Genomic DNA, 19721 nt, shown 5'->3' with positions numbered 1-19721 from the left:
TGCCCGGGCTGGGGCAGGGCGCCAAGGTGACGACAGGCGGCGGGGTGCCGCCGAGGGAGCCTGTGATGAAGACCTTGTTCGCGCTCGGTGTGTGGTGCCTGCTGTTCGTGCTGTGCTGGCCGTTGGCGATCCTGGCGTTGGTGGCCTGGCCGTTCGTGTGGCTGCTGAGCCTGCCGTTCCGCCTGGTCGGCATCACGTTCTCGGCGCTGTTCGCCTTCCTGCGCGCGCTGTTCATGCTGCCGGCACGGTTGCTGGGTGGTGGCCGCGGCGCGGTGACGGCATGAGGCCGCTTGCCATCGCGACGCTGGCGCTGCTGATGGTGGCGCCGGCCTTGGCCAAGGAACCGCCGTCGGCCTACCTTGAGCGTCAGCACGCTGCCGGCAAGGCGGAAGTCAAAACGACCGACAAGGAAGTGGGGAAGGAACGCTGCAGGGTGGTGAAGGAATGGAAGGTGGGTGAGGTGATCGCCCAGCACCGGATCTGTGACGATCCGCCAGAGCTGGACGCCACGGACCGGAAACGGACCCCGCAGCAGCGTTGAAGCAGGAGGCCGATCTTCGGTCAAGCAGCATCAGACGAATCAGCCCGATGGCGGTCGCGCGATGGCCAACGACCGGACCAGCTCTTCGCCGGTAGCGGCGATTTCGAAATCCACGCCGTTGAAGGTTACCGAATTGCCGTTTGCCAGCGCATACGTCGGCAGGCCTTCGACCAGGCTTGTGCCGGGAAGAATCGTTGCGTCGAAGTGCGGCCAGAACTTGAATACCAACACTCTTCGGCCATCTTCGCCGCGGGTCTCGATTCGTTCGTTTTCCATGGAGATCTCCACTGTCTGAGCAGCCCCACGAGCAGGTGCGGGAGCACCACCTGTCGCGCATCCGTGGCTTGGCGATGCAACGCGACCTCAGGGCTGAGCCTACAGCACTGGAGGTCGACGCCCGTGTGAGGGCGAGGGTGACACCGCTTGCCTGCCACGCGCCGAGTGCCAATGGGCTCCGCCCTTGTGCTGCAGTCATCGTGCAACAAAAAACCCCGCCGAGGCGGGGTTTTCAGCATCCGGGGATGCCAGCCAGCGGCCGGCACCATCAGATGGATCAGTTCGCCTTGTGGATCGCGCGCTTGCTCACGGCCATTGCCGCGTCGTGCACCACTTCCGACAGCGACGGGTGGGCGTGGCAGATGCGCGCCAGGTCGTCGGCCGAACCGCTGAACTCCATGGTCAGCACGCCTTCGTGCACCAGCTCGGACACATTGGCGCCGACCAGGTGCATGCCCAGGATGCGATCGGTTTCGGCGTGGGCCAGAACCTTCACGAAGCCTGCCGGCTCGATCATCGCCACGGCACGGCCGTTGGCGGCGAACGGGAAGCTGCCGGCCTTGTACGGAATGCCCTCGGCCTTCAGCTGCTGCTCGGTCTTGCCGACCCAGGCCAGCTCCGGCTCGGTGTAGATGACCCACGGAATGGTGTCGAAGTTGACGTGGCCCGGCAGGCCGGCGATCAGTTCGGCAACCGCGATGCCTTCCTCGAAGCCCTTGTGCGCCAGCATCGGGCCGCGCACGCAGTCACCGACCGCCCAGACGCCGTTGACGCCGGTGTGGCAGTGCGCGTCGACTTCGATCTGGCCACGCTCGTTGATCTTGACGCCGGTACCTTCGGCCAGCAGGCCCTTGGTGGCAGCGCGACGGCCGACGGCTACCAGCAGCTTGTCCACCACCAGCGACTTCTCGCCTTCGGCGTCGGTGTAGGTCAGGGCGACTTCCTTCTTCTTGCCCTTGCCGGTCACTTCGGCCTTGGAGACCTTGGCACCCAGGCGGATGTCCAGGCCCTGCTTCTTGAATTCCTTGGCGGCGGTCTTGGCCACTTCGGTATCAGCCGCTGCCAGGAAGTCCGGCAGCGCTTCCAGGATGGTCACTTCCGAACCCAGGCGCTTCCACACGCTGCCCAGTTCCAGGCCGATCACACCGGCGCCGATCACGGCCAGGCGCGCCGGCACTTCGGTGAAGTCCAGGCCGCCGACGTTGTCGACGATGGTGTCGCCGTCGAACTTGGCGAACGGCAGTTCGATCGAGTCCGAACCGGCGGCGATGATGACGTTGGTGCCCTTCAGCTCGACGACCGAGCCGTCATGCTGGGTGACCTTGACCACGTTGCCCGGCTGCAGTTCGCCGAAGCCGTAATAGGCGGCGACCTTGTTGGCCTTGAACAGCATGGCGATGCCGCCGGTGAACTGCTTGACGATCTTGTCCTTGCGGCCAACCATCGCCTCGACGTCCATCTTGGCATCCTTGAAGCTGATGCCGTGGTCGCCAAAGATGTGGCCCATGTTCCAGAACTGGCGCGAGGAATCCAGCAGCGCCTTGGACGGGATGCAGCCCACGCGCAGGCAGGTGCCACCCAGGGCCGGCTTGCCGTCCTTGCCCAGCGCTGCATCGATGCAGGCGGTCTTCAGGCCAAGCTGGGCCGCGCGGATGGCAGCGTGGTAACCGGCCGGGCCGGCACCGATGACGACGACGTCGAATTGTTCAGCCATTGAAATAGTCCTTGTTGCATTACCAGAACCCCTCCGCGCAGGCGCGGAGGGGCGGGAGGTCTCTTACAGGCCGAACAGCATGCGGCCCGGGTTTTCCAGCTGGTTCTTGATGTCCACCAGGAACTGCACCGAGTCCTTGCCGTCGATGATGCGGTGATCGTAGGACAGCGCCAGGTACATCATCGGCGCGATCACGACCTGGCCGTTCTGGGCGATCGGGCGCTCCTTGATGGCATGCATGCCGAGGATGGCGCTCTGCGGCGGGTTGATGATCGGGGTCGACAGCAGCGAACCGAAGGTGCCGCCGTTGGTCACGGTGAAGGTGCCGCCCTGCAGTTCTTCCAGGCTCAGCTTGCCGTCACGGGCCTTCTTGGCGTAGTCGGCGATGGTCTTTTCGATGTCGGCGAACGACATGCGCTCGACGTTGCGCAGCACCGGCGTGACCAGGCCCTTCTCGGTCGACACGGCGATCGAGATGTCCGAGTAGCCGTGGTAGATGATGTCTTCGCCGTCGATCGAGGCATTGACCAGCGGGAAGCGCTGCAGCGCGTTGGCGGCAGCCTTCACGAAGAAGCTCATGAAGCCGAGCTTGATGCCGTGAGCCTTGACGAATTCGTCCTGCAGTTCCTTGCGCGCCGCCGAGACCTTGGACAGGTCGACTTCGTTGAAGGTGGTCAGCATGGCGGTGGAGTTCTTCGACTCCATCAGGCGCTCGGCGATGCGCTTGCGGATGCGGGTCATCGGCACGCGTTCTTCTGGACGTGCGCCACCGGCCTTGCCGGCGCCGCCGTTGCGGGCGAAGTTGACGATGTCTTCCTTGGTGACGGCGCCACGACGGCCGGTGCCATCGACGTCGGCCGGATTCACGCCTTCGGTGATGGCGCTGAAGCGGGCGCCCGGCGGCAGTGCATCGGCAGCCGACTTGGCAGCCGGGGCCGGAGCAGCGGCGGCGGCCGGAGCAGCAGCGGCCGGAGCGGCCTCGGCCTTCTTCTCTTCGGCAGCCGGAGCCGGGGCAGCGGCCACGGCGCCTTCTTCGATGATCGCCACGACCTGGCTGGAGGTCACGGTCGCGCCTTCGGCGAACTTGATTTCCTTGATCACGCCATCGACCGGCGACGGCACTTCCAGGACGACCTTGTCGGTTTCCAGGTCAAGCAGGTTTTCGTCGCGCTTGACGGCGTCGCCCACCTTCTTGTGCCAGGTGGCGATGGTGCCGTCGGCGACGGATTCGGGCAGTACCGGGGCTTTGACTTCGGTGGCCATGCGGGAGCTTCCTGGTTTGTCTTCTAAATAGGGGGAGAGTTATTCAGCGAACGAGTCGTTGAACGGGTTGACCAGTGCATCGGCGACCAGCTGCTGCTGTTCGCGGACGTGGTCAGCCATGTGACCGGCAGCCGGCGAAGCCGAACGTGCGCGACCGGCGTAGTGCAGGCTCTGGCCATCGGCCAGGCAGAACTGCAGGTGGTGGCGGATCTGGTACCACGCCCCCTGGTTCTGCGGTTCTTCCTGCGTCCACACCACGTCGGTGGCCTTGCCGTACTTCTTCAGTTCGGCAGCCAGCAGCGCACGCGGGAACGGATACAGCTGCTCCACGCGGATGATCGCCACGTCGTCCTGGCCACGCTTGGTCTGGTCTTCCAGCAGGTCGTAGTAGACCTTGCCCGAGCACAGCACCACGCGCTTGACCTTCTTGGCATCTGCATTGGCGTCGCCGATCAGGTGCTGGAACTCGCCATTGGCCAGCTCGTCCAGGGTCGACACGGCCAGCTTGTGGCGCAGCAGCGACTTGGGCGACATCACCACCAGCGGCTTGCGGGTGGTCAGGTGCTGCTGGCGACGCAGCATGTGGAAGGCCTGCGCCGGGGTCGACGGCACCACCACCAGCATGTTCTCCAGCGCGCACAGCTGCAGGAAGCGCTCCAGGCGCGCCGAGCTGTGTTCCGGACCCTGACCTTCATAACCGTGCGGCAGCAGCAGGGTCAGGCCGGAAATACGGCCCCACTTTGCTTCGCCGGCGGCGATGAACTGATCGATCACCACCTGGGCGCCGTTGGCGAAGTCGCCGAACTGGCCTTCCCAGATGCACAGGGTGTTCGGATCGGTGGTCGAGAAACCGTACTCATAGGCCATCACGGCTTCTTCGCTGAGCAGCGAATCGATGATGGTGGCCTTCTCCGGCGAATCCACCAGCTGCCGCAGCGGCAGGTAGTAGTTGTCGGTCTTCTGGTCGTGCAGGATCGCGTGGCGGTGGGTGAACGTACCGCGGCCGACGTCCTGGCCGACCAGGCGCAGGGCACTGCCTTCGTCCAGCAGGGTGGCGTAGGCCAGGTTCTCGGCAAAGCCCCAGTCGCCCGGGATCTCGCCAGCGGCCATCCTGCGACGGTCGTCGTACACCTTGGACACGCGCGAGTGCAGCTGCACTTCTTCGGGCACGGTGTTGATCAGCTTGGCCAGCGCGACCAGCTTGTCCTTGTCGACCTTCGTCGACACCGGGTCGGACAGCTTGCCTTCCAGCAGCTTGGGCCAATCAACGAACAGCGGGCTGGTCGGCGGGGTCTTTTCGACCTTGGCCAGCTCGGTGGTCACTTCACCGGCATCGAGCTTCTCACGGTACGCATCGACCATCGCCTTGCCGGCACCGGCGGCGATCACGCCCGCCTTTTCCAGCTGCTCGGCGTACATCTCGCGGGTGGTGGCGTGCTTGCGGATCACCTGGTACATCAGCGGCTGGGTGATCGCCGGCTCGTCGGCCTCGTTGTGGCCCCAACGGCGGTAGCACATCAGGTCGATGACCACGTCCTTGGCGAACTTCTGGCGGAACTCGAAGGCCAGCTGCGCGGCGAATACCACCGCCTCCGGATCATCGCCGTTCACGTGCAGCACCGGTGCGGCGATCATCTTCGCCACGTCGGTGGCATAGCGCGTGGAGCGCGTATCCAGTGGATTGGAGGTGGTGAAGCCAACCTGGTTGTTGACCACGATGTGCACGGTGCCGCCGACGGCGAAGCCGCGGGCCTGCGACATCTGGAACAGCTCCATGACCACGCCCTGGCCGGAGAAGGCCGCGTCGCCGTGGATCAGGATCGGCATCACCTGCTTGCGCGCGGTGTCCTTGCGGCGTTCCTGGCGCGAACGCACGGAACCGGCAACTACCGGGTCGGCGATTTCCAGGTGCGACGGATTGAACGCCAGCGCCAGGTGGACCGGGCCACCTTCAGTGGCGACGTCGGCGGAGAAGCCCATGTGGTACTTCACGTCGCCGGCCGAGGCGTGCTCGTCGTGCTCGAACTTGCCTTCGAATTCGTCGAACAGCTTGCGCGGGTTCTTGCCGAGGGTGTTGACCAGCACGTTCAGGCGGCCACGGTGGGCCATGCCCACCACCACGTCCTTGACGCCATCCTTGCCGGCGCTGCGGATGATGGTGTCCATCATCGGGATCAGCGAGTCGCCGCCTTCCAGCGAGAAGCGCTTCTGGCCGACGTACTTGGTGTGCAGGTAGCGCTCGAGGCCTTCGGCGGCGGTCAGGCGCTCCAGCGTACGGCGCTGGGTGTCAGCGTCCAGCTGGTAGTTGCCACCGGCCAGTTCCAGCTTCTTGTAGATCCACTGGCGCTGCTCGACCTCGGAGATGTGCATGAACTCCGCACCGATCGAACCGGTGTAGGTCGCCTTCAGGCGCGCCAGCAGGTCACGCAGCTTCATGCGCGGCTGACCGCCCACGCCGCCGGTGCTGAACTCGCTGTTGAGGTCAGCATCGGACAGGTTGTGGAAGGGCAGGCCCAGGTCCGGGGTGTTGACCGGAGCGGCCAGGCCCAGCGGGTCCAGGCGGGCGTCCAGATGACCACGCGAACGGTAGGCGGTGATCAGGCGACCGACATTGCGCTCGCGCTCATCGCCTGCACCGGTGCCGGTGCCTGCTTTCAGCGCATCCTTGGCCGCGTCCGCGATGTGGGAAATGACGGCCGAGTGCGGAATGTCGCCTGCTTCGCGGCCCTTGAAGCCGTCGAAGTAGGTTTTCCATTTGGGATCGACACTATCCGGGGAGACCAGGTACTGCTCGTACAGGTCCTCGACATAGGAGGCGTTGCCGCCGGCGAGTTGCGAAGATTGCGCAAACTGCTTCAGTTGATTGTCCACGATGGAGGGTGCTGATTCGCTTTGTGGGGTATGGCTTCAGAAGGACCCGGCACGAAGATGAATAGCCATGCACGGGCGCGTTCAAACGGCCAAATTGTACCCCCATCCGGACACGAAGGGGCAGCGACGAGGGCATCGGGCGTCCCCCGGTGTCGGTCCCAGACAGGTTGAGCGCACCGGTCGCGGTCAGATGCCGAGTGCGCGCAATTCGCTGCATTCGCGCGAACGGTCCCAGACACGCTGCAATTGCTGCTCGAACGGCTGCGAACGTGCCGGCAGCGCGATTGCGGATTCGCCGTCGAGGCGATGACCGATGAGACGAAAGTAGAAGTCGCCTGCATCGTTGAGCAGACAGGCCGAGGCCAGGGCGCGATCGATCGGATCGGCCACCTCACGGAACTGGATCACACTGGGAAGGCGCTGGAACAGCGCCAGCAGCGGCGCACCGGCGCTGGCGATGGCGGCGGCGTCATGCACGATCACCCGCAGCTGCTTGTCGTGGCGGGCAGTGACGAAGCGGCGCAGGGCCGCCTGCAACGGTGGCGCATCCAGCAGGCCGGGGTCCAGCTGCCGGCTGTGCAGCCACAGCCGGCGGCGTGCGCGGTGGATGATGGCCGTGGTGATCGCCACCGCTTCAGCGCGGCTGTCGATGGCGGAAACGGCTTGCAGCCGGCGGCGCATCTGCTGGTGGCCGATGCCGGCTTCTTCGAATTCCGGGCCTTCCGGCAGGAAGCCCAGGCGGGCGTAGAAGTCGCGCGCCGGCAGCTGTGCATGCAGGTGCAGCTCGGCCAGGCCGAGCTGGTGCCCGGCCTGTACCAACGCCTCAAGCAGGGCCTCGCCGACGCCGAGACCGCGATACGCAGCCAGCACCGCCATGCGGCCGATACGACCATCCGGCGCCAGCCGCCCGGTGCCGACCGGTTGCCCGTGGGCATCCAGCGCCAGCACGTGGGCGCAGACCGGGTCCAGGGCATCGCGCTCCAGGGCGGCATCGATGCCCTGTTCCTGCACGAACACCCGCTGGCGCACGTCGTGGATGGCGACGTGGGCCTCGGCATGGCGTACCTGCTGGACCCGGAGGGCAGTCATGGCTCAGCCGCGGCTGGGGTCGCTGTCGTCTTCGTTGTGGTCGTCGAAGTTGACGATCACTTCAATGCCGTCGTCGTGCACGGTCACCAGATGGACGTCATCGGACATGGCGTCAGCGTCGATGACCTCGACCTGCTCGCGGCCCTCGATCACCTCACCCAGCACCGCTTCCTCCTCGTCGGCATACACCTCGTTCGGATCGATCAGCTGGAACACGCCGCCGACCAGCAGCTGCTGGAGTACTGCGCGGCCCTTGTCGGACAGGCCGCGGTAGGCGGCAGCATCGAGCTGCTCGGCACCTGCCAGGCGTTGTGCGTCCTTGATCGGCAGGGCGAAATCCTGGCCGCTGACATACAGGCTGGCGCCACGCTTGGCCCGGCGCCAGGCCAGTCGCGCCCACGGGTGACGCTGCAGCAGCAGGCCCGACTGCAGGGCCTCGAGCACTTCTTCCTGCGGCGGTGCGGCCTGGTGGGCCATTACCTCGCCGGCGGCGCGGTAGGTGGTGATGAAGCGGCCGAACCAGTCACCCAGCTTGTCGGGGTCGTTCATGCGGATGGCGTTGAGCGCGGTGATTACCCGCGCCATTGCCACGGTGTCGATTTCGTTCGGGTCGGCCGGTGCCTTCAGGTCGGCATCCTGGTAGCGGATGTTTTCGTCGGCATCGGCGATCAACGTGTCCAGATAATCACTGATCAGCTCGGCCGAGGACGGCGCGCGCATGCCGAACGAGAACGTCAGGCAGGGGTCTTCGGCGACGCCGTGATGCGGCACGTTCGGCGGCAGGTACAGCATGTCGCCCGGCGCCAGCACCCAGTCGTGGGTCGGCTTGAACACCTGCAGCAGCTTCAGTTCCACGTCGGGGCGGAAGCCCAGCGGCGGGCGCTTGCCCTTGATCGATTCGCTGGCATCGATCTGCCAGCGGCGGTGGCCATGGGCCTGCAGCAGGAACACGTCGTACTGGTCGACATGGGCGCCGACCGAGCCACCGGTGGCGGCGAAGCTGATCATCACATCGTCCATGCGCCAGCGCGGCAGGAAGCTGAAGTGTTCGATCAGGGCGCGCACGTCCTTGTCCCACTTGTCCACGTCCTGCACCAGCAGGGTCCAGTCGTGGTCGGGCAGGGCCGGGAAGATGTCTTCCTGGAACGGGCCGCTGCGCACGCGCCAGCTGTCCTGGGCCTTGTCGTGCTCGATCAGGCGGGCCAGCACGCCCTCTTCGCAGGCCAGGCCCGCCAGGTCTTCCGGCTGTACGGGGGTCTGGAAGTCGGTGAACGCGTTGCGGATCAACAGCGGGCGTTTCTGCCAGAAGTCGCGCAGGAACACGGCCGGGGACATGCCCAGCGGCTGGCCACGACGGGCGTGGACTTCGATAAGGGGGGAGGTGGACTTGCGGGCGGCCATGGGGGAGTTCCTTGCAGCGGAAAGCGGGAGGGGCGGCGTGGCGGGCCACCAAGGCCTCCATTGTCCGACGTTCGTTGGGATTGCGCACGTGTGGTGGTTTGTCGCGGGGTTCCGGCCAACGGCTGAGCCCCTCGTGGCGGTCGGGTTCAAAGCAAAAGCCGCGCTTGGCCGGGCGGGTGGGCTGCGCGGGGGGCGCTGCAAGTACGTCCTTGTAAGCTTGGCCGCCGCATCCATGCGGCGGACACCCCCGCGCAGCCCACCCGCCAGGCCCCTGACAGTTTCCTACGGGGCCCGCCACGGAATGGAAAGAAGAAAATCAAAGGCAAGAGCGGGTCGCGCGCTGCGCTTGCTCGTGCATCTGTAGAGCCGAGCCCACGCTCGGCCTGCTGTTGGAACAAGCAGCCGAGCATGGGCTCGGCTCTACAAAGACCCCAAAACCAAAGAGGGACGCGGCGAAGCCGCGTCCCTCTTTCAAATTCCGTCCCGACAACCCAATGCTCTTCGATCCGTCACCGGGAATCTGTCAAAGGTGGGGCGGGTTGGGTTCGCGGGGGTGTCCGCGGCATGGATGCCGCGGCCAAGCCCCCAGGGACGGGTTTACGGCGTCCCCCGCGAACCCAACCCGCCCCGCCAAACACGGCAAAAACCCAGAGCCGCTTTTGACGTTGCAGTTGCTGTTGCCGTTGCCTTGGCAGTACAAGCCTGCCGCAGGCAGCGCACGCGGCCGCCGCCGCAAGGAAAACCCTTAAATCTTTTTCGCCAGCGACTCGGCCAGGCCGGTATAGCTGCCCGGGGTCATCTCCAGCAGACGCTGCTTGGCCTCGGCCGGCAGCTCCAGTCCCTGCACGAACGTGCGCATCGACTCGGCCGTGATGCCCTGGCCACGGGTCAGCGCCTTCAGCTGCTCGTACGGATTCGGCAGGCCATGGCGGCGCATCACCGTCTGCACGGCCTCGGCCAGCACTTCCCAGGCCGCATCCAGATCGGCGTCGAGGCGCTGCGGGTTCACTTCCAGCTTGCCCAGGCCCTTGGCCAGCGAATCCAGCGCCACCTGGCTGTGGCCGAATGCGGTGCCCAGCGCGCGCAGCACGGTGGAATCGGTCAGGTCGCGCTGCCAGCGGCTGATCGGCAGCTTCGCGCTGAAATGCTCGAACAGCGCGTTGGCGATGCCGAAGTTGCCTTCGGCGTTCTCGAAATCGATCGGGTTGACCTTGTGCGGCATCGTCGACGAACCGACTTCGCCTTCCTTCAGGCGCTGCTTGAAGTAGCCCAGCGAGACGTAGCCCCAGATGTCGCGGGCCAGGTCGATCAGGATGATGTTGGCGCGACGGGCGGCATCACCGATTTCGGCGATGTTGTCGTGCGGCTCGATCTGCGTGGTGTACGGGTTGAACACCAGGCCCAGGCCGGTGACGAAGCGCTCGGCGAAAGCCGGCCAGTCCACGTCCGGGTAGCTGGCGACGTGTGCGTTGTAGTTGCCGACCGCGCCGTTGATCTTGCCGGTCAGTTCGACTGCGGCAATCTGCCGGCGCTGGCGCTCCAGGCGGGCGACCACGTTGGCCAGCTCCTTGCCCAGGGTGGTCGGCGAGGCGGTCTGGCCGTGGGTGCGCGACAGCATCGGCTGGCCCGCCTGGGCGTGGGCCAGCGTGCGCAGTGCATCGGCGATGCCGTCCAGGGTCGGCAGCAGCACGTCGCGACGGGCCTGTTCCAGCATCAGGCCGTAGCTGAGGTTGTTGATGTCTTCGCTGGTGCAGGCGAAATGCACGAATTCCAGCGCCGGGGCCAGCTCGGCATCGTCCTTCAGCTGTTCCTTGATGAAGTACTCCACCGCCTTGACGTCATGGTTGGTGGTGCGCTCGATTTCCTTCACGCGCGCGGCCTGGGCCGGGCTGAAGCCGCTGGCCAGTGCACGCAGGCGGGCGATGGCAGCATCGGAGAATGCGGCCAGCTCGACGATGCCCGGCTCGGCGGCCAGGGCCAGCAGCCACTCCACTTCGACCGTGACACGGGCCTTGATCAGGCCGTACTCGGAGAAGATCGGGCGCAGGGCGTCGACCTTGCCGGCATAGCGGCCATCGAGCGGGGACAGGGCGAGCAGGGCGGATTCGGACATGTCGGCAGGGCTGGGACGAGCGGCGGGGGCCATATTCTACGACGTGCCGGGCGGGAGCGCCCTGCAGAGCCGAGCCTACGCTCGGCTGCTCCTCAGGCGCCAGACCGCAGATGCAGCCGAGCGTGGGCTCGGCTCTACAACACAATCGGCCCTTCGGATGAAACGATCTGGCCCGTCCTCGCCATCCCACGCTGCGGACAAGGGAGTATCGTTGTCGCAGCCGCCAGCCCGGGAAGCGACACCCTGCCAGCCGCCGCTTCCCTTTCCCCAACCGAAGTAGTGCGGAGTTGATGCAATGAGCAAAGCTGCAAGCAAGAGCGCCCCCAAGGGTTTCCGGATCGAGCACGACAGCATGGGCGAGCTGCAGGTGCCTGCCGACGCCCTGTGGGGCGCGCAGACCCAGCGCGCTGTACAGAATTTCCCGGTGTCGGGCCAGCGCATGCCGCGCGGCTTCATCCGTGCACTGGGTCTGGTCAAGGGAGCCGCCGCCGGCGTCAACGCCGAGCTGGGCCACTTGCCCAAGACCGTAGCCAAAGCCATCCAGTCTGCCGCCGCCGAAGTGGCTGACGGCACGTGGGACGCGCAGTTCCCGATCGATGTTTACCAGACCGGCTCGGGCACTTCCTCGAACATGAATGCCAACGAGGTCATCGCCACGCTGGCCAACCGCGCCGGCAAGGCAGGCAAGACCACCGTGCACCCGAACGATCACGTCAACCAGGGGCAGAGCTCCAACGACGTGATTCCGACGGCGCTGCGCGTGTCGGCCGTGCTGGCCACCCATGAGCAGCTGCTGCCGGCGCTGGTGCACCTGCGCAGGACGCTGGACAAGAAGGGCCGCAGCCTGCGCAAGGTGGTCAAGACCGGCCGCACCCACCTGATGGACGCGATGCCGCTGACCTTCGAACAGGAATTCGGTGCGTGGTCGGCGCAGCTGGCCTCGGCACAGGAGCGCATCGAGGACAGCCTCAAGCGCGTGCGCCGCCTGCCGCTGGGCGGTACCGCCATCGGCACCGGCATCAATGCCGACCCGCACTTTGGCGTGCAGGTGGCCAAGGCACTGAAGCAGCAGACCGGCTTCAAGTTCGACAGCGCCGAGAACAAGTTCGAAGGCCTGGCCGCGCAGGATGATGCGGTGGAACTGTCGGGCCAGCTCAATGCGCTGGCGGTGGCCCTGATCAAGATCGCCAACGACCTGCGCTGGATGAATGCCGGTCCGCTGGCGGGCCTGGGTGAGATCGAACTGCCGGCGCTGCAGCCGGGGTCCTCGATCATGCCGGGCAAGGTCAATCCGGTGATTCCGGAGGCGACGGTGATGGCCTGCGCACAGGTGATCGGCCACCACACGGCGATCACTGTGGCCGGCCAGACCGGCAACTTCCAGCTCAATGTGACGCTGCCCTTGATCGCGGTGAACCTGCTTGATGGCATCGGCCTGTTGGCCAATGTGTCGACCCTGCTGGCCGACAGCGCCATTGCCGGGCTGAAGGTGCGCGAAGACCGTGTGGCCGAAGCGCTGGCACGCAATCCGATCCTGGTGACCGCGCTGAACCCGATCATCGGCTACGAGAAAGCCGCAGCGATCGCCAAGCGTGCCTACAAGGAACAGCGCCCGGTGCTGGACGTGGCGCTGGAAGACAGTGGCCTGGCCGAATCGGAGCTGCGCCGGCTGCTGGATCCGGCCGCGTTGACCGCCGGTGGCATCCAGGCCGGTGGCGGTGGTGCCGGCGGCTGATCTGGAATCTGCACTCTGTAGAGCCGAGCCTATGCTCGGCTCTACAAACGGAAACGCCGCCCGGGAGGGCGGCGTTCTCGTTTCAACGACGGTCGGCGACGATGTTGCCGAAGGTCTCGGTGTAATCCTTGAACTCGGGAATGGTCTGCACCAGGTCCGGCGGAATCACCTGCATGCCTTCCGGTGGCACGATCTTCACCGGCTGCATGTTGGGGTCGGCCGGTGCGGCCACCAGCGTGTTCTGGCGCAGCACCTGCAGCGTGCCGAACATCGTCTGCAGCATCTGCTTCTGCTCGGCGTTGAGCGGGATCAGGATCTCGTCGATCTTCATCTGCCCGTCGGGCAGGATGATGATGTTCGGCGCCGGCTGGCGACGCACGGTCACGATGCTTTCGCTGACCGAGATCTTCGGTTTGCCGCGCTCGGCGCGGTGGTTGCGGTAATCCTGGTCACAGCCGACCAGGCCCAGGCAGAGCAGGGCGGCCAGCAGCAGAAACAGCTTTTTCATGGCGGTTCAATGAGGTGCATCCGGGGCCGCCATTGTAATCCCGCCGGGGCGCAGCGGCCGGCAACGCCTGCGCGCTGCCGGCCGGGTGCGCTGATCTGTCACAGGGTCAGCGGTTGACGACGGTGTCCTTGCCGCAGTCGTCCACATCGCTCTGGTCCATCGTGGCGTAGGGCTTGAACGCCGGCAGCGAGGCCGCCAGGGCCTGCTGGCTGACCAGCATGGCCGGCATGCGGTCGCAGATGCGCTTGGCCTGCGCCTCGATCTTGGCGGCCTCGGCGTTGATCCGCTTCTCGATGCCTTCGCTGTCGCCGCTGAAGATGCCCTTCAGTGCTTCACCGGCAGCGTTGGCGCCGAGCTTGGCGCCGGCCAGACCGATATTCATGCCATCCATCGCCACTGCCACCACGTGGCCGCGGTAATCGAGCAGCTGGCGGCGCTGGCCATCGTCCAGCGTTACCTGCTTGCCGCCGATCAGCAGCTGTCCCTGCGGGGTGATTTCCGCGCGCGGCTGGTTGTCGGCGGAGATCTTGATGTTGCCCTCGGCGATTTCCTTGCGGGCATCGTCCATCGCTTCCTTGACGGTCTGGCCGACGCCACCGGCGGTCTCGGCCACCGCCTTGCCGGCGGTCTTGTCGGGGCTGGAGGTGCCGCCACAGGCGATCAGCGGCAGGCACAGCAGGGCAGCAGGCAGCAGGCGCAGCAGGTTCATGGCATTCCCCTCGAATCGGATGGTTGGGCGTTACTTGCCGCGCGGCAGGGTGACGGTGCCGGCCACACTGCGATGCTGGACGTCGCCGCTGCCGCTGTGCTCGACGGTGAGATTGCCGCGCACGCCATCGACATCGATATCACCCGAGCCGTGGCTGCGTACACGGACATTGCCGCCGACCTGCTCGATCTCGACATTGCCGGAGCCGACCACGCCGATCTCGACGTTGCCCTGCACCTGCTTGAAGCCGATGTCGCCGGAGCCGACGGTGTCCAGCCGCGCGTTGCCACGCACGTCGGTCACCTTCAGGTCACCGGAGCCGACGGTGCCGATGCTGGCATCGCCGCCGATGTTGCGGGCGTTGACGTCGCCAGAACCCAGCGAGAGCAGGTTGAACGATGCGGCGCCATCAACGTCCAGGTCGCCCGAGCCCACGGCGGCATGCACGCTGCCACGGGTGCCGCGGGCGATGCCATCACCGGAGCCCACGTCCATGCTCAGCGACTGCGCGTTCTCGATGCTGCCATCGCCGGAACCGATCTTGAACTGCAGCGGCAGGTTGTCCGGCACGCTGCCACGGATGTCCAGCCAGGCATAGCTGTTGCCCATCGACAGCGAGCCGCGGCTGTCGCGGCGCAGGCTTACCACCAGCTTGTCGCCCACGCGCCGCTGGTCCAGCACCAGTTGGTCCAGCCAGTCCTTGTTGGACGCGCAGGCGCGGCCCTCGAGCTGGCCGCCGCCAGCGCTGGCGACCACCTTCAGGTCATGCTGGTTGATCTCGAACACCACCGCCTTGGCGCCGGCCGTGTCGATCTTCAGCGCGCGTGGCGCGGAGAACTTGCAGTTCGGTGCATCGGCGGCCAGCGCCGACAAGGGCAACAGCAACAGCGCACTACAGGCAATCAAGGAACGCATGGGTGGTGCCTCCAGGTTGAAGATCAGATTTCGCCAGCGCGCTTGCGCAGGCGGATGGCGATGAAGATGAAGACCACGCCGAAGGCCGCGCCGATCCACAGGCCGGGCATTGCCAGCGACTTCAGCTGCGCGGCGGGCGACATCAGGGCAACGATCGAGTTCAGATCCTGCCTGGATTCGCCGCCGGCGCGGTACAGCAGGTCCATCCCCGGCATCGCACCCAACAGCAGGCGGCCGACGATGTGCTGCCAGAACCAGCCGGTGGTCAGGTCGAACAGGTGCATCAGCTTGGTGGTGCTGACGATGATGCCGGCGAACAACGGCAGCATGACCGCCCACAGGAACGGCTTGCTCTTGGCCCAGGCCGAGCACAGCAGCAGCCAGCCGGCGGTAGGCAGCGCCCACAGGGCGTACACCGGGATGGACACGAACATGCCCAGCACCAGGCTCATCGGGTTGGCCGGGCCGACGATCAGCTGCATCGCGTCGCCGCCGTGCGAGACCACTACCAGGCACAGAACCAGCATGAACACGAGCAGGGTCAGGCTGGACGCGATGATGGCGATGAGCGGTGCGACGATCAGTGCACTGAACACCTTGGACAGCACGGTCTGGGTGTCCGACAGCGGCAGCGATTTCCAGAACAGGATGCTGCGGTCGCGGCGGTCGTCATACAGCGCGCCCAGGCAGTAGAAGAACACCACGAATGCGAGCACGATCAGCGGCCAGGACGAGGTCAGTACCATCGCCAGGTCGAGGCCGTTGCCCAGGTCGGCCATGTCCTTGGTGCTGATGTCGCGGGTCAGCACGGCCAGATCCAGACCGTTGATGTTCACGTTCTCGCCGTCGATGTGCAGGCCGCCATCGCGTGCGGCACGATGCAGGGCGAACAGGCCCAGGCCGATGCCGATGCCGCTCATCAGCAGCGAGACGATACCGGCGATCACCGGGGCGTACAGGAAACCACCGCGGTTTTCCCAGTATTCGCGCTTGAGCAGCCAGCGCAGGGTGCCTGCAGGGCTGACAGGATGGTTGACGGCATTCATGCGTAGGTCCCCTTCATGACAGCGACGAACAGATCGGCAAGGCCGGCGTTGCGGGTTTCACCCAGGCTGGCCAGCTGGCTGCGTGGCACGCCGTCGAACAACAGGACCGTCTTGCCGAAGGCCTGGCTGCGCTCGTCGATGGGCTTCAGTGCGCGGGCGGTTTCAAGCTGGTCGGCGCCGACCAGCAGTTCGGTATAGCGCTCGCCGACCTCGTCCATTTCCGCATTGAGCACGATGCGACCGTCGCGGATGAACATCACGTCGGTGAGGATGTGCTCGATCTCCTCCACCTGGTGGGTGGTGACGATGATGGTCTTCTGCTCGTCGAAGTAGTCTTCCAGCAGGCGCTGGTAGAACTCCTTGCGGTACAGGATGTCCAGGCCGAGCGTGGGTTCGTCCAGCACCAGCACCTTGGCGTCGATGGCCATCACCAGGGCCAGGTGCAGCTGCACGATCATGCCCTTGGACAGTTCGCGCACGCGCTGCTTCGGCTGCAGCTTGGTGTTGGCCAGGAAACGCTCGCAGCGGGCACGGTCGAAGCGGGGGTGCACGCCGGCGACGAAGCCGATCGCCTCACGCACCTTCAGCCAGCGCGGCAGCACGGCGACATCGGCGATGAAGCAGATGTCGTTCATCAGATCGTCGCGATGCGCGCGCGGGTCACGGCCAAGCACACTCAGCTCGCCTTCCACCGAGGTCAGGCCGAGCACCGCCTTCAGCGCGGTGGTCTTGCCGGCACCATTGGGGCCGATCAGGCCGATGATGCGGCCTGCCGGAATGGAGAAGCTGGCGTTGTCGAGCGCGAGCGTGTTCTTGTAAGCATTGCGAAGGCCACGGGCGGTAATGACAGCTTCGCTTGGTACAGCGGTAGTGGGACTGGCATTCATCAGAATTTCCCCTGGGGCAACAATTCGTCGAGACTCAGGCCCAGTCGCTGGATGCGCTCCAGAACGGCCGGCCATTCTTCATTGAGGAAGCGTTCGCGCTCGCTGCTGCGCAGCTGCGTGGCCGCCTGTTCGGTCATGAACATGCCCAGCCCGCGGCGCTTCTCGACCAGGCCTTCATCGGCCAGCTCCTGGTAGGCGCGCGAAACGGTGATGGGGTTGAGCTGGTAATCGGCGGCCACCTGGCGCACCGAGGGAAGGGCATCGCCCGGCTTGAGGATTCCGTCAAGCATCATGGCGATCACGCGTTCCTTCAGCTGGCGGTAGATGGGAGCGCCGTCGCTCCACTGGATGTCGCTCATATTCAGCTCCGTGGGGTCAGCGGCTGTGCGAACGAGAAATACGGCATGGACAGGGAGCTGTGCAGCCGACGCGGGGGGGAGGGGGAGGGAGCGGCATTCCCTGCCGGGGGTACTGCTGCGTCCTGCGTACTGTCTTCGGAGAGGGCGGGGGAGGAAGCGGCCGGTGGGGCCGGCATGGCCAGCCAGACCAGGACGAACAGGGTTGATACCGCGGTGACCGCGGGGGCGGTGAGGCTGCGACGCATCCGGGTGTTCATGGTTCCCCCCTGTCTCAGGTGACTGGTGTTGTATGCAACTATAACACCGGCACGCCTGTGTGCAAGTCCTGCCCCTACCCAACTGATGGCAGGGGTGGTCATGGCACCGAAATAATTATTCAACCATTTGATTTTCATTGAAAAAACTAAATTTCGGAGGGCTGTTCTCGGCCAACCTCCCATTCAGTCATGTCCATGCTATGTCATCAGCTGAGGACGGAGACGCGTTGCCGGCGACTTCCGCCACGCCGTGCAAAGCGCAACAGCGCCTGTGCTCCAGAGGGGGGCAGACCCCGGTGCTATAGTTCGGCCGATTCCCGGCCGGCCACGGCCGGACCCCTGGAACGGCTACCGCGGAACGTCTCCCATGCCCTTGTCGACTGCCTCCTCGCGCCGCCTTCGCGGCCTGTCCCTGTTGACCCTGCTGGCCGCAGGCCTGGCCACGTCGGCCGGCGCGTTTGCCGCCGATCTGCTGGATCTGTCGTATCGGCCGCTGGCGGGCAAGCAGCAGGTCAACCTGCAGCAGCGTTACCACGGCCAGGTGCTGCTGGTGGTCAATACCGCAAGCAAGTGCGGCTATACCCCGCAGTACGAAGGTCTGGAAGCGCTGCAGAAGCAGTACGCCGGCAAGGGATTTGCAGTGCTCGGCTTCCCGTCCAACGATTTCAAGGGGCAGGAGCCCGGTGACGAAAAGCAGATCCAGGATTTCTGCACGCTTACTTATGGTGTGAAGTTCCCGATGTTCGAAAAGGTGCACGTGACCGGCGCGCAGGCTACGCCGCTGTATCAGCGCTTGACCGCCGCCACCGGCGTGGCGCCCGCCTGGAATTTCCACAAGTATCTGGTCGGGCGCGATGGCAGGGTCATTGCCCAGTTCGCCAGCAAGGTCACCCCGGATGATCCGCAGCTGAAAGCGGCCATCGACAAGGCGCTTGCAGCACCAGCTGCACATTGAATGCCGGCATGGATGCCTCGACATCGACGGCATGCGTGCGACAATACGTGTTTTCGCGCCGACGTCGGCGTCCAGTCACTTCCAGGAATGCAGCGAATGAAAATGGGAATGCGCGGCGCCGCGGCGTCGGTTCTGATTCTGGCGATGGGCACCTCCGGTGTCGCCCTGTCGCAACAACCGGCCGCTCCCTCGGCCGCCAAGGAGACCGCACCCTTGAATTCCCCCAAGCAGAAGCTCGGCTACGCCATTGGTCTGGATGTGGCCAAGTCGTTCGCGCCGATCGCCGATGAAATCGATGCGGCCGCACTGCGCACTGCCGTTGAACGTTCCTTCGAAGGCCTGCAGCCGCAGATCACCCAGGAACAGGCCAAGGCCACCGATGCCGCCCTGCGCCAGGTCGTGATGGCCCGCAGCGGCCAGCAGGTGCCGGGCGTTGCGCCGGGCTCGCAGCCGGCGAAGGTCGACCGGGTCAAGGTCGCGCAGATGATCGGCTCCTATTCGGTGGGGCCGTCGCTGGCACAGCTGAAGGACGATATCGATACCGCCTCGCTGTTTGACGCGATCAACACTGGCCTGAGCAAGGGCCAGCCGAAGATGACCGAAGCCGACGCCACTGCCACCATCCAGGCGTTCATGGGCGCCAAGCAGGCCGAGATGCAGGCCAAGGCCGCACAGGCCGCTCAGACCAACCGTCAGGAAGGCAACGCATTCCTGGCCAAGAACAAGACCCAGCCGGGCGTGGTGACCACCCCGTCGGGCCTGCAGTACCAGGTGATCCGTCCGGGCAGCGGCGAGCGTCCGTTGCCGTCCAGCAAGGTGCGCGTGAACTACGAAGGCAAGCTGCTCAACGGCACCGTGTTCGACAGTTCCGCAGGCCGTGGTCCGGCCGAGTTCGGTCTGGACCAGGTCATCAAGGGCTGGACCGAGGGCGTGGCCCTGATGCCGGTCGGCTCGAAGTACCGCTTCTGGATTCCGGGTGAACTGGCATACGGCGAGAACGGCACCCCGGGTGGTCCGATCGGTCCGAACGCCACCCTGACCTTCGACGTCGAGCTGCTGGGCGTTCTGCCGTAAGCCACCAC

At 65.6% G+C, this 19721-nt stretch carries 18 protein-coding genes; 5 read left to right on the top strand and 13 right to left on the bottom strand.

Annotated elements, in window-relative coordinates:
- Positions 1 to 65: 65 nt before the first annotated feature.
- Both CR156_RS11635 and CR156_RS11630 read left to right on the top strand, forming a co-directional pair.
- Positions 66 to 284 (top strand): hypothetical protein, encoded by a 219-nt coding sequence (locus CR156_RS11635; protein ID WP_100552980.1) that lies wholly within the window; start codon positions 66 to 68, stop codon positions 282 to 284.
- A complete protein-coding gene (locus CR156_RS11630) occupies positions 281 to 541 on the top strand; it encodes a hypothetical protein (RefSeq protein WP_100552979.1) in 261 nt (86 codons plus the stop codon). Before CR156_RS11635 ends, CR156_RS11630 begins: the two co-directional genes overlap by 4 nt.
- Before the next feature lie 39 nt (positions 542 to 580).
- Here the strand turns inward: CR156_RS11630 and CR156_RS11625 are convergent, their stop codons facing one another.
- The 7 genes from CR156_RS11625 to purB form a co-directional block, all read right to left on the bottom strand.
- Positions 581 to 817 (bottom strand): hypothetical protein, encoded by a 237-nt coding sequence (locus CR156_RS11625; RefSeq protein WP_100552978.1) that lies wholly within the window; start codon positions 815 to 817, stop codon positions 581 to 583.
- Between the two features lie 277 nt (positions 818 to 1094).
- A complete protein-coding gene (lpdA, locus tag CR156_RS11620; protein ID WP_100552977.1) occupies positions 1095 to 2531 on the bottom strand; it encodes a dihydrolipoyl dehydrogenase in 1437 nt (478 codons plus the stop codon).
- Positions 2532 to 2594: 63 nt separating this feature from the next.
- Positions 2595 to 3794 carry a dihydrolipoyllysine-residue succinyltransferase gene (gene sucB, locus CR156_RS11615; RefSeq protein WP_089236140.1) on the bottom strand — a complete coding sequence of 400 codons (1200 nt, stop codon included), beginning with the start codon at positions 3792 to 3794 and terminating at the stop codon, positions 2595 to 2597.
- 39 nt (positions 3795 to 3833) lie between these two features.
- A complete protein-coding gene (locus CR156_RS11610) occupies positions 3834 to 6665 on the bottom strand; it encodes a 2-oxoglutarate dehydrogenase E1 component (protein WP_100552976.1) in 2832 nt (943 codons plus the stop codon).
- Between the two features lie 186 nt (positions 6666 to 6851).
- Positions 6852 to 7754: a GNAT family N-acetyltransferase gene (locus CR156_RS11605; RefSeq protein ID WP_100552975.1), complete on the bottom strand. Its 903-nt coding sequence runs from the start codon at positions 7752 to 7754 to the stop codon at positions 6852 to 6854.
- A 3-nt stretch (positions 7755 to 7757) separates the two neighbouring features.
- Complete coding sequence (locus CR156_RS11600) at positions 7758 to 9155, bottom strand: ribosomal protein uL16 3-hydroxylase (protein ID WP_100552974.1); 1398 nt, start codon at positions 9153 to 9155, stop codon at positions 7758 to 7760.
- A 745-nt stretch (positions 9156 to 9900) separates the two neighbouring features.
- Entirely contained in the window at positions 9901 to 11268 is a 1368-nt protein-coding gene (purB, locus tag CR156_RS11595) for an adenylosuccinate lyase (RefSeq protein ID WP_100552973.1), read from the bottom strand.
- A gap of 295 nt (positions 11269 to 11563) precedes the next feature.
- Here purB and CR156_RS11590 point away from each other — a divergent pair, with 295 nt between their 5' ends.
- A complete protein-coding gene (locus tag CR156_RS11590) occupies positions 11564 to 13003 on the top strand; it encodes a class II fumarate hydratase (RefSeq protein WP_100552972.1) in 1440 nt (479 codons plus the stop codon).
- An 82-nt stretch (positions 13004 to 13085) separates the two neighbouring features.
- Here the strand turns inward: CR156_RS11590 and CR156_RS11585 are convergent, their stop codons facing one another.
- The 6 genes from CR156_RS11585 to CR156_RS11560 all read right to left on the bottom strand — a co-directional run bounded on the left by CR156_RS11585 (position 13086) and on the right by CR156_RS11560 (position 17427).
- On the bottom strand, positions 13086 to 13511 hold the full coding sequence (locus CR156_RS11585; protein WP_100552971.1) for a hypothetical protein: 426 nt from the start codon (positions 13509 to 13511) through the stop codon (positions 13086 to 13088).
- Positions 13512 to 13617: 106 nt separating this feature from the next.
- Positions 13618 to 14220: a DUF2884 family protein gene (locus tag CR156_RS11580; protein ID WP_100552970.1), complete on the bottom strand. Its 603-nt coding sequence runs from the start codon at positions 14218 to 14220 to the stop codon at positions 13618 to 13620.
- 30 nt (positions 14221 to 14250) lie between these two features.
- Positions 14251 to 15135 (bottom strand): GIN domain-containing protein, encoded by an 885-nt coding sequence (locus CR156_RS11575; protein WP_100552969.1) that lies wholly within the window; start codon positions 15133 to 15135, stop codon positions 14251 to 14253.
- A gap of 23 nt (positions 15136 to 15158) precedes the next feature.
- Positions 15159 to 16181, bottom strand: a complete 1023-nt coding sequence (locus tag CR156_RS11570) for a hypothetical protein (RefSeq protein WP_100552968.1) — start codon at positions 16179 to 16181, stop codon at positions 15159 to 15161.
- On the bottom strand, positions 16178 to 17068 hold the full coding sequence (locus CR156_RS11565) for an ABC transporter ATP-binding protein (RefSeq protein ID WP_100552967.1): 891 nt from the start codon (positions 17066 to 17068) through the stop codon (positions 16178 to 16180). Before CR156_RS11565 ends, CR156_RS11570 begins: the two co-directional genes overlap by 4 nt.
- Complete coding sequence (locus CR156_RS11560; protein ID WP_012511573.1) at positions 17068 to 17427, bottom strand: GntR family transcriptional regulator; 360 nt, start codon at positions 17425 to 17427, stop codon at positions 17068 to 17070. Before CR156_RS11560 ends, CR156_RS11565 begins: the two co-directional genes overlap by 1 nt.
- Before the next feature lie 624 nt (positions 17428 to 18051).
- Here CR156_RS11560 and CR156_RS11550 point away from each other — a divergent pair.
- Both CR156_RS11550 and CR156_RS11545 read left to right on the top strand, forming a co-directional pair.
- Entirely contained in the window at positions 18052 to 18639 is a 588-nt protein-coding gene (locus tag CR156_RS11550; protein WP_100552965.1) for a glutathione peroxidase, read from the top strand.
- Between the two features lie 96 nt (positions 18640 to 18735).
- Entirely contained in the window at positions 18736 to 19713 is a 978-nt protein-coding gene (locus CR156_RS11545; RefSeq protein WP_100552964.1) for an FKBP-type peptidyl-prolyl cis-trans isomerase N-terminal domain-containing protein, read from the top strand.
- Positions 19714 to 19721: the final 8 nt, after the last annotated feature.

This window comes from Stenotrophomonas lactitubi (assembly GCF_002803515.1).
GTDB classification, from domain to species: Bacteria; Pseudomonadota; Gammaproteobacteria; order Xanthomonadales; family Xanthomonadaceae; genus Stenotrophomonas; species Stenotrophomonas lactitubi.
Note: the sequence above shows the minus strand (reverse complement) of the source record. Positions and strands in the feature narration are given on the sequence as shown.

Coding starts and splice junctions, on each gene's coding strand:
- CR156_RS11625 (WP_100552978.1), bottom strand. CDS start 817: ATGGAAAACGAACGAATCGAGACCCGCGGCGAAGATGGCCGAAGAGTG.
- CR156_RS11550 (WP_100552965.1), top strand. CDS start 18,052: ATGCCCTTGTCGACTGCCTCCTCGCGCCGCCTTCGCGGCCTGTCCCTG.
- CR156_RS11605 (WP_100552975.1), bottom strand. CDS start 7,754: ATGACTGCCCTCCGGGTCCAGCAGGTACGCCATGCCGAGGCCCACGTC.
- CR156_RS11570 (WP_100552968.1), bottom strand. CDS start 16,181: ATGAATGCCGTCAACCATCCTGTCAGCCCTGCAGGCACCCTGCGCTGG.
- CR156_RS11560 (WP_012511573.1), bottom strand. CDS start 17,427: ATGAGCGACATCCAGTGGAGCGACGGCGCTCCCATCTACCGCCAGCTG.
- CR156_RS11545 (WP_100552964.1), top strand. CDS start 18,736: ATGAAAATGGGAATGCGCGGCGCCGCGGCGTCGGTTCTGATTCTGGCG.
- purB (WP_100552973.1), bottom strand. CDS start 11,268: ATGTCCGAATCCGCCCTGCTCGCCCTGTCCCCGCTCGATGGCCGCTAT.
- CR156_RS11590 (WP_100552972.1), top strand. CDS start 11,564: ATGAGCAAAGCTGCAAGCAAGAGCGCCCCCAAGGGTTTCCGGATCGAG.
- lpdA (WP_100552977.1), bottom strand. CDS start 2,531: ATGGCTGAACAATTCGACGTCGTCGTCATCGGTGCCGGCCCGGCCGGT.
- CR156_RS11635 (WP_100552980.1), top strand. CDS start 66: ATGAAGACCTTGTTCGCGCTCGGTGTGTGGTGCCTGCTGTTCGTGCTG.
- CR156_RS11585 (WP_100552971.1), bottom strand. CDS start 13,511: ATGAAAAAGCTGTTTCTGCTGCTGGCCGCCCTGCTCTGCCTGGGCCTG.
- CR156_RS11630 (WP_100552979.1), top strand. CDS start 281: ATGAGGCCGCTTGCCATCGCGACGCTGGCGCTGCTGATGGTGGCGCCG.
- CR156_RS11580 (WP_100552970.1), bottom strand. CDS start 14,220: ATGAACCTGCTGCGCCTGCTGCCTGCTGCCCTGCTGTGCCTGCCGCTG.
- CR156_RS11600 (WP_100552974.1), bottom strand. CDS start 9,155: ATGGCCGCCCGCAAGTCCACCTCCCCCCTTATCGAAGTCCACGCCCGT.
- CR156_RS11565 (WP_100552967.1), bottom strand. CDS start 17,068: ATGAATGCCAGTCCCACTACCGCTGTACCAAGCGAAGCTGTCATTACC.
- CR156_RS11575 (WP_100552969.1), bottom strand. CDS start 15,135: ATGCGTTCCTTGATTGCCTGTAGTGCGCTGTTGCTGTTGCCCTTGTCG.
- sucB (WP_089236140.1), bottom strand. CDS start 3,794: ATGGCCACCGAAGTCAAAGCCCCGGTACTGCCCGAATCCGTCGCCGAC.